This window comes from Streptomyces sp. NBC_00490, assembly GCF_036013645.1.
Taxonomy (GTDB): domain Bacteria; phylum Actinomycetota; class Actinomycetes; order Streptomycetales; family Streptomycetaceae; genus Streptomyces; species Streptomyces canus_F.
Map to the genome: position 1 here is coordinate 8115245 of NZ_CP107869.1, position 15276 is coordinate 8130520.

Annotated in this window: 20 protein-coding genes and 1 pseudogene; 2 read left to right on the forward strand and 19 right to left on the reverse strand. The window is 70.0% G+C overall.

What is annotated here, in order from left to right:
* Positions 1 to 3: 3 nt before the first annotated feature.
* The 16 genes from OG381_RS36860 to OG381_RS36935 all read right to left on the reverse strand — a co-directional run bounded on the left by OG381_RS36860 (position 4) and on the right by OG381_RS36935 (position 9028).
* Positions 4 to 204, reverse strand: a complete 201-nt coding sequence (locus tag OG381_RS36860; RefSeq protein WP_327720306.1) for a hypothetical protein — start codon at positions 202 to 204, stop codon at positions 4 to 6.
* Between the two features lie 3 nt (positions 205 to 207).
* Positions 208 to 435 (reverse strand): DUF317 domain-containing protein, encoded by a 228-nt coding sequence (locus OG381_RS36865; RefSeq protein WP_327720307.1) that lies wholly within the window; start codon positions 433 to 435, stop codon positions 208 to 210.
* A 15-nt stretch (positions 436 to 450) separates the two neighbouring features.
* Positions 451 to 648 carry a hypothetical protein gene (locus OG381_RS36870; protein ID WP_327720308.1) on the reverse strand — a complete coding sequence of 66 codons (198 nt, stop codon included), beginning with the start codon at positions 646 to 648 and terminating at the stop codon, positions 451 to 453.
* Positions 645 to 1157 (reverse strand): hypothetical protein, encoded by a 513-nt coding sequence (locus OG381_RS36875; RefSeq protein ID WP_327720309.1) that lies wholly within the window; start codon positions 1155 to 1157, stop codon positions 645 to 647. Before OG381_RS36875 ends, OG381_RS36870 begins: the two co-directional genes overlap by 4 nt.
* Before the next feature lie 73 nt (positions 1158 to 1230).
* A complete protein-coding gene (locus OG381_RS36880; protein ID WP_327722639.1) occupies positions 1231 to 2049 on the reverse strand; it encodes a DUF317 domain-containing protein in 819 nt (272 codons plus the stop codon).
* Positions 2040 to 2396: a hypothetical protein gene (locus OG381_RS36885; RefSeq protein ID WP_327720310.1), complete on the reverse strand. Its 357-nt coding sequence runs from the start codon at positions 2394 to 2396 to the stop codon at positions 2040 to 2042. Before OG381_RS36885 ends, OG381_RS36880 begins: the two co-directional genes overlap by 10 nt.
* Positions 2397 to 2424: 28 nt before the next feature.
* On the reverse strand, positions 2425 to 3228 hold the full coding sequence (locus OG381_RS36890) for a DUF317 domain-containing protein (RefSeq protein ID WP_327720311.1): 804 nt from the start codon (positions 3226 to 3228) through the stop codon (positions 2425 to 2427).
* On the reverse strand, positions 3225 to 3608 hold the full coding sequence (locus OG381_RS36895; protein ID WP_327720312.1) for a hypothetical protein: 384 nt from the start codon (positions 3606 to 3608) through the stop codon (positions 3225 to 3227). The genes OG381_RS36890 and OG381_RS36895 overlap by 4 nt, the downstream gene beginning before the upstream one ends.
* A 275-nt stretch (positions 3609 to 3883) precedes the next feature.
* Positions 3884 to 4291 (reverse strand): hypothetical protein, encoded by a 408-nt coding sequence (locus OG381_RS36900; protein WP_327720313.1) that lies wholly within the window; start codon positions 4289 to 4291, stop codon positions 3884 to 3886.
* A gap of 14 nt (positions 4292 to 4305) precedes the next feature.
* Entirely contained in the window at positions 4306 to 4956 is a 651-nt protein-coding gene (locus OG381_RS36905; RefSeq protein ID WP_327720314.1) for a hypothetical protein, read from the reverse strand.
* Positions 4953 to 5708 (reverse strand): hypothetical protein, encoded by a 756-nt coding sequence (locus tag OG381_RS36910; protein ID WP_327720315.1) that lies wholly within the window; start codon positions 5706 to 5708, stop codon positions 4953 to 4955. Before OG381_RS36910 ends, OG381_RS36905 begins: the two co-directional genes overlap by 4 nt.
* A 23-nt stretch (positions 5709 to 5731) precedes the next feature.
* The gene (locus tag OG381_RS36915) at positions 5732 to 6427 is read right to left on the reverse strand and encodes a hypothetical protein (protein ID WP_327720316.1); all 696 of its coding nucleotides are present in this window, start codon (positions 6425 to 6427) and stop codon (positions 5732 to 5734) included.
* 11 nt (positions 6428 to 6438) lie between these two features.
* Positions 6439 to 7284 (reverse strand): relaxase/mobilization nuclease, encoded by an 846-nt coding sequence (locus OG381_RS36920; RefSeq protein WP_327720317.1) that lies wholly within the window; start codon positions 7282 to 7284, stop codon positions 6439 to 6441.
* Positions 7281 to 7706, reverse strand: a complete 426-nt coding sequence (locus tag OG381_RS36925; protein ID WP_327720318.1) for a hypothetical protein — start codon at positions 7704 to 7706, stop codon at positions 7281 to 7283. Before OG381_RS36925 ends, OG381_RS36920 begins: the two co-directional genes overlap by 4 nt.
* A 98-nt stretch (positions 7707 to 7804) precedes the next feature.
* Positions 7805 to 8302 carry a hypothetical protein gene (locus OG381_RS36930; RefSeq protein ID WP_327720319.1) on the reverse strand — a complete coding sequence of 166 codons (498 nt, stop codon included), beginning with the start codon at positions 8300 to 8302 and terminating at the stop codon, positions 7805 to 7807.
* 255 nt (positions 8303 to 8557) lie between these two features.
* The gene (locus OG381_RS36935) at positions 8558 to 9028 is read right to left on the reverse strand and encodes a hypothetical protein (protein WP_327720320.1); all 471 of its coding nucleotides are present in this window, start codon (positions 9026 to 9028) and stop codon (positions 8558 to 8560) included.
* 394 nt (positions 9029 to 9422) lie between these two features.
* Here OG381_RS36935 and OG381_RS36940 point away from each other — a divergent pair, with 394 nt between their 5' ends.
* Positions 9423 to 11450, forward strand: coding sequence for a hypothetical protein (locus tag OG381_RS36940; protein ID WP_327720321.1), 2028 nt, complete (start codon positions 9423 to 9425; stop codon positions 11448 to 11450).
* A 158-nt stretch (positions 11451 to 11608) separates the two neighbouring features.
* Positions 11609 to 12841, forward strand: coding sequence for a hypothetical protein (locus OG381_RS36945; RefSeq protein ID WP_327720322.1), 1233 nt, complete (start codon positions 11609 to 11611; stop codon positions 12839 to 12841).
* Positions 12842 to 13167: 326 nt separating this feature from the next.
* Here OG381_RS36945 and OG381_RS36950 read toward each other — a convergent pair whose 3' ends face one another.
* The 3 genes and pseudogenes from OG381_RS36950 to OG381_RS36960 all read right to left on the reverse strand — a co-directional run bounded on the left by OG381_RS36950 (position 13168) and on the right by OG381_RS36960 (position 15250).
* Positions 13168 to 13548, reverse strand: coding sequence for a hypothetical protein (locus OG381_RS36950; RefSeq protein WP_327720323.1), 381 nt, complete (start codon positions 13546 to 13548; stop codon positions 13168 to 13170).
* 67 nt (positions 13549 to 13615) lie between these two features.
* Positions 13616 to 14795, reverse strand: a pseudogene (locus tag OG381_RS36955) (hypothetical protein).
* Positions 14792 to 15250: a hypothetical protein gene (locus OG381_RS36960; RefSeq protein ID WP_327720324.1), complete on the reverse strand. Its 459-nt coding sequence runs from the start codon at positions 15248 to 15250 to the stop codon at positions 14792 to 14794. The pseudogene OG381_RS36955 and the gene OG381_RS36960 overlap by 4 nt, the downstream one beginning before the upstream one ends.
* Between the last annotated feature and the right edge of the window lie 26 nt (positions 15251 to 15276).

Below are 15276 nucleotides of genomic sequence, written 5' to 3' on the forward strand. Positions count from 1 at the left end.
GGATTAGCGGCTGCGGTCGTGCCTGGGCGGCGCTGGCCGTGAGGGGATCGAGGCCGTCGGCGTGGTGGTGTGCCGGGCAGCGAGGGAGTGAACGCGGTCTTCCAGCTCGCCGGCGACGTACGCGGCGAGCACGTCGGTCGTCCGGCGGATGACGACGTTCGGGTCGAGGATCGGCAGACTGCGCCCGCTGTCGGTGCGGTGCACGGGCTACGGATCGCCGAGCGTGGCGGTGAACGCGGCGACAAGGTGTGGCGGAGTGTGCGCACCGAACTGGGCCTGCCGGAGCGCTCCGTACGGGTCGCGCGGCCCGGCAGCGGCTGGGGCCGGGTCGGTGAGGGCGTCGGTGAAGGCGGCGATCAGTTTGACGGCCGTGCGGGCGCCGAAGCTGGCGTGCCAGGCGGGCCGGTCCGGCTCGGCGACGTGGTGCGGGGTCACCACTGGTCGTCGGGGTCAGGCTCCAGGGCGCAGGAGAGGCTTCTGGTCGGGGCTGGAGAGCAGGACGCGTGGCACCAGGGGGTCGTTGCCGTGGCTCCATCCGCAGGCACGGTGGAGGGGAACGGTGATCCAGGCGGGGTCACCGCCGCCGGCGAGGTGGCGCGGGGTGATGAAGTCGACCTCGACGGTCTCGGGAGTCGGGGCCCTAGTCACTTCCGTGCCGCGGTTCGTCGCACGGGTGCGAGGGCAGGCATGGGAACCAGGGATGAGGGGGCCTTGCGGGCTGCGGTGTTGATCTCCCGGAGCGCTTTGCCGTGGGTGGCCCAGTCGTCGAGGTAGCTCCAGGATTCGGCGTGATGTTCGGCGAGGGCGTCGTCGAATTCGGCGGTGCCGGGCTTGGCGGTGGCGGGCAGGGCGTCACGGGTGAGCAGCCATTGCTCGTGCAGTTCGTCGAGACGGTCGAGGGCCGTGTGCAGGACGCCCAGCTGGTATACCCAGCGGCTCTGCACCGTGTTCTCCGGCAGTTGGGCCAGCTGTGTCTCGGCGGTCGCCAGCAGGTGCCGGGCGCCGTAGCGGAGCGGCTCGAACGCGTCGGCGGTGTCGGCATCGCGCTGGCTCTTGCGCATGCCGTAGGCGTGGTCGTCGTAGGGCCAGCCGTCGAGGCCGGTGTGCTCGTCGGAGTAGGCGTCCCAGGCGTCGAGGATCTTATGGCTGTCCCGCACGTAGTGGTCGAGGTGGCGCAGGAAGTCGCGGTGTGCGTGGTGGTCTCGGGAGATGGGGAGGGGTCCTGTCAGGTCAGCGGCGAGCGGCCGGCTGCGCGGTACTGGCGTGCGCCGGGATCGTCGCGGGTTTCGTCTGCTGGCGGTGGGCTGAGCGTGCCTGGGCGCGCAGATGCTTGATGCGCGTGGCGTGGGCGTCGACCACCTGCTGCGGGCGCAGCGGGCTGGGCTCCTGTATGGCGCTGTAGTGGCCGGTGCGTTCGAACATGCCGCGCTGGAGCGGGCTGCGGTCGGTCAGCGCGGTGAGGAACGCGCTGACCAGGTGAGCGGGGGTGTACTCGTCGAGGTAGGCGTGCCAGATGCGCGGGCCGAAAAACTCCCCGTGGCCGGGCTCGCGGGTCTCGATGTGCCAGGACGACCGGTTGTGGAATTCGCTCAACGGCCGCAGTTCGATGTGGCACATGGAGTCCGGCGAGCGCGCGCCGTCTGGCTCGTGGTGCCATCCTGCCGAGGTCACCTGCTGCCACGGGTCCGGCTGGTGTGGCGGCGGGGCGGTGAGGGCGTCGGTGAAGGCGGCGAGGACCTCGGCGGGCACTAGTTCGCCGAACTCGGCGTACCAGCCGGGCTCGGTGCCGACGGGCTCCGCCCGTAGCCGCCACCACGCGGAGGTGCGGGACTGCGGGTCGAACTGGAGCCGGTGGCGAAGGTCAGGGCTTGCCAGGATGATCTCGGCGCTCAGGGGGTCGGAGACGGCGTTCCATCCGGCGGCGGCCAGACCGTGGGTGACGTGGCGGGCGTCTCCGGGGTCGGCGAGGTGGCGAGGGCTGGTGTCGTACGGGATCTGCGTGGCGTGCTTGTCGGCGAAGGCGGCGAGCTGCCGTTCGCTCAGCGGCACCAGCAGTACCCCGGCTCGTTCGTGGGCGAACATCCGTACAGGTCGCGGAGATCGTCCAGCACGTAGTGGAGGGTGTGCTGGTCGGCTAGTTCCCAGGCGGCCGTGCGCAGCTCGGTGATCAGAAGGTCGCCCTGCGCCGTGCGCGGCGTGTCCGGGTTCTCTTGTACGGCGCGGGCGAGGGCGCGCAGTGTGTCGGCGAACTGGACGGGTAGGCCCGTGTACTCGTCGAGGAGGGGCCCGACGAGGGCGAGGGCTTTTGCGGGGTCGGGGTTCTCGCGCAGGTAGTCGGTGAGGTCTGCGAGCGTTTCGGTCAGGGCGTGGATGGTGTCCGGGGTGAGTGCGGGCATCGGGCTCCTCGGGGCGGGGGTGTTGCGGTCAGCGGCGGGTGCGTGCGCCGCCGGCCGGGGTGTAGGGACGGGCGCTGGTGCGCGGCCTGGTGGTGCGGGCGCTGTTGCGGGACCAGGTGGCGGCGCGGGCGGCCGTGATGCGGGCCTGCTGCCACGCACTGAGCTGGGAGGGCTTCACGGACACCGACCAGGTACGGATCTGCGCGCTGTGCGGCACGCGTCCGCGTGGGCGCATCACGGGGCCCGGGCTGGCGAGTTCGGCGGAGAAGGCTTGCACCAGGTGCATTGGGGTGTTCGGCGTGAAGTTGGCGGTCCAGCCGTTGCCCTGCTTGTCCCGCGCTCCGGTCCACCACATCGCCGCCCCGTCGGGGCTCTGCCGGTACTGCATCCACGCGGTGCCGTCGGGGCTCGTCGCCATGTAGTCCTGGCCCTCGAAGCGCGTGTGCCAGTTCTGCTCCTGCAGAGGGGCCCAGACGTTGGGGGCATGGGCGTAGCGGGGGCGGGTGAGGGCGTCGGTCAGGCCGGCGACGATCTCCACCGGCGTTTGCCGACCCAGGTGGGCGGACCACTCGCCGTTCGCTCCGTCTGCTCTGCCGCGGATGGTCCATCCGCCGGGGAGGACGTAGGGGTCGTAGGAGATGCGGACGGTGCGGTCCGGGCTCTCCATGTGCAGGGGGCCGCCCGTCTTGGACTTGTCCCGCCAGCCGGAGGCACGCAGGAACTCCGAGACGTGCCGGACGTCGCCGCCGCTGGCCAGGGCGCGGGGTTGGACGAGGTAGTGCTGCTCGGCCTGCTCGTCGGGTCCCCAGCCCTGCCACTGCTTCTTCTTCACCGGCGGCGCCGGACGACGAGCGGTGCGGGTGCCGGGGGCTTCGCCGCCGTAGTGGCGGGCTGGGCGCCGACGCGCTGGAGGGTGTCTTTGTGTTCGTCCAGGTCGAGGGTGATGTCGCCGAGTTCGTTCGAGGCACGGCCTAGGGCGAGCCACACCTCCGCGGGGAGCGCGCCTCGCTCTGCCTGGTCCTTGGCGAACACGCTGCCGGTGGCGACGAGGTGGGTGACGCCGCCGAGGACTCCGGTGTCCGGGTCGAGCACGCGGGCGATGACCTGAGCGGCCTGGGGCGGGGGAAGCTGAGAGAGGTGGTCGGCGAGCTGGCCGAGCTGGCGGGTGATCTCGTCGGCCAGCCTCACCGGGTAGGGGGCGGGGTGGGACATGCTCCTCCGGGGCGGTGGACGGTCAGTGGTGGTGGCGGTGCCCGACGCGCTGTGTCTCGGCGAGGGCGGCCTCCGGGCGGGCGCCGGCCAGCGGGGAGGTGCGGTCGGGGCCGGTCGGAATACAGGCGCGCAGATAGCGGCGGAAGAGGGCCGTGGCGAGGCGGGGCTTGAGCCGGTTGCTGATCGGCGGGGGTGTGCGGGTTGCTACGGGTTTCTCCGGGTCTCGGGTGGTGAGGCGGGCGGTCCCGGCGCGGTGCCGGGACCGCCCAGGCGCCTTATGGGGTGCGGCGGGCCGGGGTTGGAGGCGAGGGGGAGCCGATCGGTGCCTGTTGCCGCACGGCAGGGCGGCCCGCTCGGGTGCGCAGGTCCTGCACGGCCTGCCGGTAGGCGGATTCGTCGAAGACTTCGGGCGTGCAGTTGACCTCGTACCCGGCCAGGAGCAGGACGGGGATGGCGCGGGTTGCCAGCCGCTTCTGCTCGCCGGCGTCGAGGTGTTCGGGCACGGTGTGCCAGATGTAGAGCGGCGCGTCCGTGGGGTATGCGTGGCGTTCCAGGCCGAGGTGTTCCAGCAGGTCGTGAAGCTGGGCGGGGGCGCCCGTTGGGGTGTCGGCGTGGATGGTGGTCGTCAGGGCCTTGATGTAGATCTCGACGTCCGTGCCGTATTCGTCGGCCAGGTTGGCCATGTGGTTCTCCGGGGTCAGCGGCGGCGGGATTCCGCGGGCTGGGCGCGGCTCGGCGGTGGTGAGGTAGTGGCCGGCCGCTGCGCAGGGCGCGCGGCGTGGTTGCGGGCGTGGAGGATGGCGCGCGCGGCCTCGCTCATGGAGGTGGCGGTGCTTCCGAGCCGTGCGATGGGATCGGGTTCCCCGGCGGGCGCGGCCCCTTGGAAGTCGCCGGCGGCGATCCAGGCGCGGACGACGACCTCTCTGGCGAGGGGCAGCAGCCCGTGGACGGGGGCAGCGACCTCGGTCAGGACCTCGGCCACCTCGTTGCTGGTTGTGGCGGCTGCGGCTCGCTCAGCGAGGCTCGCCAGGTAGCGCAGGGCGGCCTCACGTTCACCGTCCGGTGCGACCAGCATGTTCAGCGTGGGGTCGAGGTGGACGCTGTGCCCGGCGGCGAGCAGGGCGTGCGAGGCTGCGGTCGCCTTCCGGCGCTGCTGCTCGACGGGCAGGCCGTGTGGAAGCCGGTGATAGTCCCCGCGCGGTCCGGGAACGGAGAGGAAGCCGCCGGTTCGCTGGAGGATGTCCGCAGCCTTGTCGGTGCCGCCGATGGCCACGACCAGGTCGGTTCGGGGGTCCTTGGTGATGGTGACGTACTCCAGAACCGAGAAGTCGGGCTCCGTCTGCTTCACCGAGACCGGGTGGCCGGCGTACGGAGACCCGCCGGGACGGGCGGCACGGAAGCGGCGGCGGTGGGCGCGGTCCGGCCTGCGGGATGCTGCAGAGCGGTCCCGATGCCGAGCGCGTCGAGGCGCGGGCCGATCTCGCGCAGGGCGCGGGCCTGGGCCTGGGTGTCGTCACCACTCAGGCGGTAGATGCCACTCTGCGGGTCCTGGACGAAGCCGTGGGCCATGAGGACAGCGCTGGCGCGGTCGTCGGCAGGGGCAGTGGCGATGCTGCCGTCCGGCTGCCAGGTCAGGACGACCCGGTCCGGCTGGGAGGGCTGGATGCCGCCCAGGGCGTTGTGGCGGACCTGGGCGAGGGCGCTGTCGTATCGGGCGAGCAGGTCGCCGGCAACTTGCTCGGCGCTCAGGAACGGGTCATCGGCCAGGGCGATGCCGTTGGGCTCGGGAACGCCGCGGAACGCCTCGTCGGGCAGGGCGTGCGGGGCGACGGCGGCGATGAGGAAGCCGTCGCGCTCGTCGTGCCGGTCCAGAAGGACGAGCTGCGCACCGTCCTGTCGGCTCAGGACGGCGGCCTGCTGCAGGGGGTGCTCGGCGAGAGAGGCGGCGACCAGGTCCAGGTCCCAGATGCGGTTGGCGAGTTCGGCGAGGTCGTCCTTGGCGTGGGCCGGCAGGTGGGAGCCGGTCCAACTGTCGGGGAGTTCGCCGGCGAGAACGTCGGCGTACGAGGCGAGGCGCTCGGAGGTGTCGTGGTCGTGCATGGTGTCCTTGGGCGAGGTGGGAGTCAGCGGCGCAGTCCGGCGGCCATCGGGGGCGGCGGGGCCGGGAGGGTGCGCGGCGGTGGCGGGCAGGCGCACACGGCAGAGCGCTCTTGCTCGGTTGACGGGACTTCCCCGGTGCAGGTGCTGCGGCCGGGGTGCGGGGCATGCCGGTCGGCGAGCTGGTTGCGGGTCTCGGAGAGGTCGGTACGGATGACGCGAAGGTGCTCGTCGGCGAGGTAGCGCAGCCGCCGCGCGATGTAGGGGTCGGCCGCCTGGCCGAGCCCGTCGTGGAAGTCGGCGGTGGCGGTGAGGACTTCCTCGAGCGCGGCGAGGACGCCGTCGTGGGCGGCGGTCAGCTCAGTCAGCGCATCGGCCGCCTCGTCCGTAGTGGCGGCCTCGCGAAGGCACTCGGCGACGTGGGCAACGGAGGATCCCAGCGGCAGGTAGCTGGCCGGACGCGAGTCGGTGTCGAAGTCCGCGTCGCAGTCGACGTGGTATCCGGCCGCCCGCAGGCGGGCCACGGCGTCGGTGGCGAGGCGGGACTCGTCGTCCTCCGCTAGGCCGGTCGGGGCGCGGTGGTACGTCTCATGGACTCGGACGACGGCGACGAAGCCCGCGCGCTGGAGGATGCTGTGTGCCTCGGAGTCGCCGCCGCGGGCAAGGAGTTCGTCGGAGTGCGGGTCGCGGCGGACGTCCAGGAAGCGGTCGGTGCGGGGCAAGGAGACATTTCCTACGGCGATCGGTGGGCGTTGTGCCGGACGGCGTCCGGGGCCGGGACGGCGCGGGGCTGGGCCAGGCGGTTTGCGGTGGTGTCCAGGTCCTGCTGGATGGCGTAGAGGCGGCGGGCAATCAGCTCCAGGCGGTGTGCCGTATCGGTGTCGGCTGCTCCCGGCTGGCGGGCGATCCGGTGCGAGGTGTGCTCGACGAGTCCGCGTACCGCGGCCAGAGGGCCGGCCTGTTCGTCGGCGAGCTGCCTGAGGATGGTCGCGAGCTGGGCCGACGCCGTGAGCGCCGCGCGGACGGCAGGCCGCGAAGGGGGGTCGGATCGGACAGGGATCAGGTGGAGGTCCTGTTCGATGCGACGCGCCTCCTGTGCCAGGCGCCGCAGTTTGTCCGCGGGGGGAGCGTGCCACGCGCCGTCGAGGTGGATCAGGTTGGCGATCAGATCGAGGCGCCCTGGCTGCGCCTGGACAGCGATCCATCGGCAGCCATGTTCCTTGCCGGGGATCTCGATGCCGGCGGCTCGTGCGAGCCGTTGAGCGACCTCGGCCCACTCCGGTCCGGTCAGTTCCCGGTCGTCCGGGTGAAGGCGGATGTCTAGGTGGAGGATCGCCCGCCGGTCGTCGTCGGGGCTGTCGGCGAACGGATGCTCCAGGTAGGGGTCTTCGAGGTGCTCGGCCCACTGGACGGACGTCCAGATCCTCTGCTCGTCGTCCAGGGTGAAGTAATCCAGGCCGGGCCAGTGGGCGACGATCGTGTGCTCCGTCAGGCCCTCGTTCGGTGAGACCGGCCGCCCCAGCGCCTCTTCGAGCGGGTCGTGGGGCCGGTGGGTCCGCTCGTGCAGGCGGGGGATCACCGGCCGCTCCGGATGTCGGCGATGTGCACGAGCTGGCCCAGGGCGGTGGTGGTGTACCAGCCGCAGTCGATCAGCTCGTCGCGGTCGGCGAACCGAGCGAGGAGGGTGTTCTCCATGGCCCGTAGATAGATCAGGCAGTCAGGGCAGCGGCGTGAGAGGTGCACGAGGTAGCGGGGGTGGGCGGTGACGTAGGACTGGGCGCCGCCGGTCGCATCCCGCAGACGCCACCCGTCCTCGTCGGTCGGGGTGTGCCAGGAAGGGGCAACGACGCGCATCGCGTCGCCCCACAGTTCTCCGCCGGCCACTCCCTTCAGGACGACGACGGTGTCACCGGCCTGGAAGTGGGCGTGGGTGATGTCCCGGTCGGGGGTGAGCGGGTCGGGCGTCGGTGCGAAGGCCGAGGTGGGCGGGGGCTGGGACATGAGTTCCTTCCGCGCGGTTGCTGGCGGGTGGGAGCATCAATAGTCCGGAGGAACGCCGGTTTGGCTAACCGGCGTTTCCCGGCTATGTTGCCCCGCCGTCAGCGGAAGGGGTTCTCCGTCCCGCGGTCCGCCTCACTGGCCGCGTCGAGGAGTTCGAGCAGGTCAGTGCCGTCGGCGTCGCGCTGGTCGATCCACCATCCGGCACGGGTGATGGAGCGGGCCTTCTCCTCCAGCTCCGCCCAGTCCGCCTCGTCCCACGTGCCCTCGACGACGAGCGCGGTGTGCGCGGCCGTCATCAGTTGGTGGCGGGAGCGCTCGCCCCAGTCCAGGGCCTTCTCCGGGCCTTCCAGCTGCGGCATGTCGAACTGCTTGGCCCACGCGACGGCTGCCTCCTGCTCCTCGGCACGCTTGGTCGCGAGCCACTCGTCCTTGGACTCGGAGTCGGCGTCGCGCGCCGCCTTCCAGCAATCGGTGCAGTCCTTCGACGCGAGCCAACGGGCAAAGCCTGCCCGCTTGTCGGCAGGGCGATTGGACAGGTCATGATCCACGCTGTGGGAGCAGGCGTGCTCCACGGTCCAGTGCGTACGCACGGCCATAATTCGTTCTCCTCAAAAGGGGTTGGAAGGTGGGGGTGCGCCCAGATCAGGGCGTCTTGTGCCGGCCCCGGAGTGGGCGGCGGTGTCGGCCGCGCGGCCGGTGTCCGGCGGGGCGGAGCTGTCGGCGCGCGGCGAGAAGGACGGCGAGGGCGAAGGCCGCGCCGGCGGCGGGGAGCACAGCGCTGGTGAGCGGCTGCTCGGCGAGGCGTGCGGCCAGGGCGGTACCCGCGGACTGTCCGACGCCGATCGAGAGGATCAGCCACGCATACGCCTCGCTGGTTCAGCCCGCAGGGGGAGGGCATCGGTGGTCACGTGGGCGCAAGCGACCACGACGGTCAGGAACGCACCGGGCACTGCGATGGCGGCGGTGCCGCGAACGGCGCGGGCAGGGTTACGAGCGGGAGCCACCCGGCGAGGAACGCCGCTGGCGATGATCAGCCGGTCGGCGGTGGTCCGACTCCAGGTGCGGCGCCCGTAGACGAGGCCGCCCAGGAGGCTGCCGGTGGAGAACGCGGCGGGGATGATTCCCGAGAGCATGTCCTGTTCGTGGTCCTCGGCTATGGCGATCGACCACACATTCATGGCCCCGATCGCGAACGCGATGCCGGTCAGCGAGACGAACAGGAGCAGCAGGCCGGGGCTGGTCAGCCGTCCAACGGGACCGTGCAGGGTGCCGACTGACGGCGTCGATCGCCAGCGCCGCGATGGCGGAGCGAGGACGACCACGGTGGTGCCGGCCAGGCCGAGGACGGCGGTGACGGTGAGCGCGACGCTGGGGTTGTACGCGGAGGCAAGGGCGGCGACGAGAAGGGGGCCGACGATGTACAGGAGGCCCTGCGTGCCGGTGTCGAGGGCGAGCGCGGCGTGCCGAAGGCGGGCGTCGGGCAGATCGCACCCAATGTCACGTACAGCGTCCTGGTTTCATGTCCCCGAGGCAGAGTGGTTCGACCCTCGACGGACATCGGCTCGGCGTGCCAACGGTGGTGACGCCCTGGCTGGACCTGTGGCAGCGCACCGAGTCGGCTTCATCGGTCGGCCCGGAGAAGCCGCGCGCCACCAACTCCGACTATCTGCAACGGCTGGGCAGCAGGATCGATGACGTACACAGTAGTGTTCTGCGATGCGCTACACGGTGTGGGATCCGCATGCAGTTCGGTCGTTCGACCGGGCTAACCTCACTCAACAACAGCGGGCCTTGGCGGAAGGTGTGCTTCGTGCGCTCGAACCGGGCACCTATCTGAGCGAACACGTCGCCGGCGCGAACAGTGCCGTGCTGGCGCTCACCCGGTCCCACCACGTACTTGAGAGCCACGCCCGCGTCGATCAGCCGCGCGTGGGCCTGACTCGAACCGTGCTTGCGCAGGCCCTGAGTGATGTGGAGGCGGCGGTACCCGCGCACAGCGTCACGCCGAACGGCGCCTTCGTTATTGGGCAGGCCCAGCAGCTTCTGACGCTGGTGAACAGCGCCATGGTGGGAAGTCCCACGCGAGTGGTGAAACAGACGTACGCCAAGCAACTTGAGGCTCTCGTCCAGCCCGTCGCGAGCGCCGTCCGCTCCGCGCTTGCGACATTGTGGAACGGCGCTGTTCTGACCCCGGCCGTAGCCGGTCAAATCCGCGGCCAAGTCGCAGTTCTCGTAGCGCTCGAAGGGCGGGACGGGCTCGCTCTCAGGGACGATCTCGTCGCGGCGTTCAATCGCGGTCCGGTGGATGCGGCAAAACTGGCTGCCATCCTCTGGCCCGCGCGGAAGCAGTACCGGGTCGCCCTGACTGTATCGGGCACACGGCTCTTGGAGGAACTGGATCGGCTCCTCCCTGGAGCGGCGCAGTGGCCATTGGTCGGCCCCGCCCTTCCTCCAGGGGTTCCTCGAAGCCCTGCGGTGCGCGGCCTGGTCACGGCCGTGATCGGAGGGGTCGGCTCCGGCACGCTGGTTCAGGTACCTGTGCAGGCCGCGGACGCCCACAGTGCGATCGCCCAGGCCCGGAGGGAGCTGACGGAGACACTGGACCAATATGCGGCAGGGCAGCGACTCCTGGACTTGGGTCTCAGCCCGCTTTCGGTCGTAATCGACCCGACTAATAGGCCGCTGCTGACGGAGAGCCGAGTGAGTGGCGGCAAGAGCGCTCGCCCCCTCACCAGCGGGTGGTCCGCTTCTCTCAGACCAGCCCTGCGCATGGCGAATCTGGCGGGCCAGGTGGATGCCCCGGTGGCCAGTGTGGCCCTGGCCTGGAGCGCCATCGAATCGATCGGGGTCACGGCGGCTGACTTCGAGACCATAGCCAAAGCGTGTGCTTTGCACAGCGTGAGACAGCAGTTGCTGAGCGTCTATAAGTCTGTGACGGATTCAGCGAACGCGCAGCTGCGTCACACACGGTGGTATGCAGACAGCTTCGTAGCTGTGCTGGCCAAGGCCGAGCGCTCGCTCGCGGCAGCCGACCGGGGCACCACTGCCGCCGCGCAAGAGGCGGCATCCCGCCTCACGGACTCGCTGGCAGGTATCCGCCGACGGCAAGCCGAGGCTCAAGTGAATGCCGCGCAGCTGGAGAAGGTTCTCGCCCCGGCCATTGCCGTCGTCCGGCAGAACCTCCTGCAGGGTGGCGACCGCGACCATCCATGCAACATGTCCAGCTGGAAATTGGATCTGAACGACTTCCTGGATGCCGTACTACCACGTCAGGCGTCAACTCCCCCCACCGTCCAGCAGACGTCGGACGCACTGACCGTACTGGCTGATGTGGCAGGTGGCCTGGCCAGGGAGCAGCTGACAGCCTGGCAACACCGACTCGCGGCACCGTCAGCTCTCGTCGACTGGCTCAAAGGTCAACAGGAGCTCTTTCACGGCCTTTTGGCGTGGATGTACGCAAGCCGAAACCTGGCCATCCACACCGGTCAGTTCTCTCTCCCCGCCGACATCCTGACTGCCCACGCAGGCAGAGGAATCGCCGACCTAATCCTAGAATTTCTCGGGCACTGGCATCAGGACCAACGGGGACGGGGACTGCCAGACGACGCACCGAGGGACATCGTCATTGAGCTAGCCGGCCGGCGGGACGAACTCGTCCAGCATCTGGGCAGCGCCGCCTCGTGCCACCCACTTAACGTGGCCACGATCAGCGCCCCATACCGCGACTGTTGGCACAGGACGTGAACAGGCAGCGACGAGCGGTGCCAATCGCGGCGGCTTATTCGGTAGCGTCGCACCCGAGTGAAACGGGACTATGACATAGATCGTGCGACGCTGAATGAGCCGGCCGTGGTAGTGGCAACCGACCGACACTTGTGTAGTTGTAGGGGCAGGAGTCCATCGTGTGGGAGCAGGACATCGGTTGCTTCCCGGTCCCCTTCGCGGAAGATGGTGACGAATGGGCTCACCACCTCGGGAATGTCATGGGTTCCGGTTTTCACCGCATCAGTGGTACCGATGGTGTCGGAGGGCCTGTGGAGATGGGGCCGCCCCTGCACGGATCTGTAACGAGCATCCTTCGCGTTCACCCGCACCCCGCCGGCATCGCCTGCACTGTCGTCGGCGAGGACGGCACGCTGGCCCCTGACCAGGTCGATCCCTGGCGTATTGGTGCGCACGCGGCAGTGAGCGAGATCGGCCGTCACCAGCAGCCTCAGGTCTGGGATGCACTGGTAGGTCTCAGCCCCTCGGTCGGCCTTGGACCTGACACCTTGGGAGAGCTCGCAGCAAGGAGCCTCGGGCCTCTTGACCTGGCCTCTGCTGGTGTCTACATGCGCGAGTTCCGAGGACCAGAGCGCGTCGACTCTCACTTCATCGGCATACGCCGCACCTTCCCGGTGATCGTCACCGGTCGAGTTACGACATACCACTGGGATCGCGTCGTTCCGGTTGCGCAGGTCCAGTTGCGCCGCGTCTGCGCCCTGTTGACGCTGAGTACCAGACTGCTCTGGGAGCCGCGGTCACACCCTTGGCCCCAGAGCCCCACCGGTCCGACCTTGAAGGTTCCTATCTCGGTCAACCCGGGGTTCTCGATGCCGAAAGGCCAGGAGTGGACCGGCGACGTCCCTCCGGGAACCGGGAACTGGAAATTGCCGTGGTGGGTGGACCAGGCGTGGGAGAGGCTCGAGAACGACTCCGGACTAAACATCGCGCTCAACGCGTACTACGAGGCCGTGCGCCTGCAGAGACGCCACCCCTCGCTTGCGCTGCTCACTTACGTCGCCGCAATTGAGGGCGTCGGTATGCGCTTCGTCCCAGACGCTCTCTGTAACTGCCATCCCGAATGCACTCACAGCAAGGGAGTTGCCGAGAAGCGCTTCCGAAAAGCACTCAAGACAGTGCTGACGCAACGCGAGGTGAAAGAACTCGCTGGCCCGCTGTACGACAAGCGGTCGCACACGGGACATCGAGGAACGCTTTTCGGCTCGGAAGAGGTTTTCGGATACGCCCCCACCGGGATGTTCCAGGCCAGTCCTTACTTCGGATTCGAAGCATTGCTCCTCGGTCAATTGGCAACGGTCGCCAACGCGGTGCTGGTTAAAGCGTTCAGTGCCGCAGACAGTGGCCCCGGATAATGGCCACTTGGCGAAGAGCCTGATGAAGAAACCTCACTGCGGATTACCAAAACTACTGCAGTTAGCATCACCCCAGGTTAGACGAGGCGTTGAGTGTCACCTAAATGTGCTGTTCACAGGTTGTTGCGACGTGGCGCTGTGAATGCATCACCGTACGGATCATCAGCAGGGACACTGCATCGAGACCTGAAGTTACCGGAGAAACATCCCCTGACCTGCGGTGTACCACTGTGCCCAACTATTTCTCTGATTGCGTGTTCGAGTCATAGAATCTAGTTGGCATCAGGCAGGTCACGAACCTGCCTGATGCCAACTACCGATCCTGCTCACAGCAGCACGCTGGGCCGCAGGGCCCGCAGCCCGGCATCCAGGGACGGGGTGGGCAGGCGGGCGGCGACGACGATGGCCGTGGCGAGGCCCGGTCCGCCGTACGGTCCCGTCAGCGGAAGGGTCACCAGGAGAGCCGAGTTGAGTACGGCGGCCGGAAGATGCACCGCCGTCTGGCCGTGGCGGTCCATGAGGCGTCCCTTGACGGGCTGCACCACCGAGGAGGACAGCCCGTACAGAGCGCTGAGCAGTCGGCCGAAGGCGATGCTGCTGCCGCTTGAGGTGGCCCACAGGAGGATGGCGACGGGCGCCATGCCGTGGGGGAGTCGGCCAGTGAGGGGGCCGCCGAGGAGGCGGGCGACGTACGGGCTGCTCAGCACCGCGCCGTAGGTGATGCGCGGTGCCGGGGCCGGGGGCGGTCGGGGACAACGGGTGCTTTCTCGGGGTCTAGCGGTGACGGGCGGTCGTGCTGGCACGGGGTGGCGGCGTGGGCGGGGTGGTGTCCACGGCCGGGCGCGGGCGGGCGCGCAGCACGGGGGCGCGGTGCGGGGGCAGGACGGCAATGGTTCGCGCCGAGGTATTCGGCCACCTCTTCGACTTCGCGGGTGAGGAACTCGATCTGCGGGCCCAGCGCTGAGAGGCGGGCGGCGATCTGGCGGCCCTGCACGGTCTCCAGGGCGCTGGCGAACTGGCTGCTCGTCTCCAGGAGTTCCTGCAGGCGGACCATCGGGCCGGCGGCGTAGCCGCGCTGGACGGCTCCGAGGAGAGCGTTCGATGCGTCACCGGCGGTGTGGCCTTCGACGACGTCGCGGATGAGTTCCTGCAGGGACACCTCCGGGGCCGGTGCCGGGCGGTTGAACCGGGAGACGTCCGCGCGCAGGATGCCGGGCGGGACCGGAGCGGGCAGGGCCTTGCCCGCCTCGTACTCGTGGGCGTAGTACCCGATCACCTGCCAGCCCGGTACCCCCGGATCGCCGCGCAGCGCGACCACCGTCGAGTCGTTGTTCTCGACCAAGTAAGCGAGGGTGAGCGGCTGCCCGTCGGCGGCATACCACGACTCGGTCAGCTCCAGCTCGCCGCGCCGCTGCGCGGCCTGGGCCCTCTCGGTCCATATCTGCTGCTCCTCGTCGGTCAGCGGAGCCTTGTGGTGCTGGTCGGCGAGGCTGCTGGCGATAGAGCTGTGGTCCGCCCAAGCGGTGAGGTGCGGCCACAAGGCCGCGTGCTGAGTGAGTTCGGCCTGGGAGCCAGGGGCGGCCGGCCGGTCGAGGGCGCGGCGGATCTCGCCGGCGGAGGCAGCCAGGCCGTCCAGGACGGCCCGCCACCCGGCCAGGTGCCGGGCGGGTGGCAGCTCGTCGAGCACGAGGCGGGCGGCATCAAGGAGAGCCTCGGCGTGCGGGGCGAGGTGAGTGGCGTACACCTCCACGGCTGCCTTTTCGCGGTGGGCTCGTGCGGCTGCGGCGGCGCCTGCGTGGACGGTACGGCCGTAGCGGTCGCGTGTCATGTCGAGCGCGGCCTCGGTCTCGCTGTCGATGACCGCCATCCGCAAGCGGAAGTCGCGTGCCCCGTTGGCCAGTTCGGGAGCTGTCGGCAAGTGGCCGTCGGGGGCCGGGCTGCTCGCGGGTTTCATCGGGACCGCCCGCCGGTCGCGGCTGTCAAATGGACGGTCGGAGCGTACGTGGGCTTCGGCGGGATCGGCCGGGCCGCTGGCGGGGAGGTGGTGGGCGGTGCGGAGCGCTGCGTCGTCCGGCCGGCTGCGGCCTGGGCGAGACGGCTGCGGCGCTCCTGGAGTCCGTTGGGCCGGACGGGGCGCGGCGGGCCGGCCGAGAGGGACGGGTCGAGGCGGATGTCGGCCTGCACGGTGTAGCCGTTGCGGCGCAGGTCGTGGACGGCTTGGCGGGTGCGGCGGACTCCGTCGCGCTCGGGCTCGCTGAGCCGGTACAGGCCGGGTTCTCCGGGAACGGGCTCGAACTGCTCGCGCTCCAGGTACCAGTGGGCGAGGTGGGCGGGCAGGGCGGCGGTGAAGGAGGCCACGAAGCCGTGTTCCTCGTGGTCGCCGAAGGCGAAGTGGGTGCCGGGTCGCAAGGGGCGGGGCTCTCCTCGGGGCGTGG

What these genes read in the sequence shown, in the direction of transcription:
- OG381_RS36885 (WP_327720310.1), bottom strand. Translation starts at nt 2,396, where the DNA reads ATGCCCGCACTCACCCCGGACACCATCCACGCCCTGACCGAAACGCTC.
- OG381_RS36895 (WP_327720312.1), bottom strand. Translation starts at nt 3,608, where the DNA reads ATGTCCCACCCCGCCCCCTACCCGGTGAGGCTGGCCGACGAGATCACC.
- OG381_RS36900 (WP_327720313.1), bottom strand. Translation starts at nt 4,291, where the DNA reads ATGGCCAACCTGGCCGACGAATACGGCACGGACGTCGAGATCTACATC.
- OG381_RS36910 (WP_327720315.1), bottom strand. Translation starts at nt 5,708, where the DNA reads ATGCACGACCACGACACCTCCGAGCGCCTCGCCTCGTACGCCGACGTT.
- OG381_RS36925 (WP_327720318.1), bottom strand. Translation starts at nt 7,706, where the DNA reads ATGTCCCAGCCCCCGCCCACCTCGGCCTTCGCACCGACGCCCGACCCG.
- OG381_RS36930 (WP_327720319.1), bottom strand. Translation starts at nt 8,302, where the DNA reads ATGGCCGTGCGTACGCACTGGACCGTGGAGCACGCCTGCTCCCACAGC.
- OG381_RS36940 (WP_327720321.1), top strand. Translation starts at nt 9,423, where the DNA reads ATGCGCTACACGGTGTGGGATCCGCATGCAGTTCGGTCGTTCGACCGG.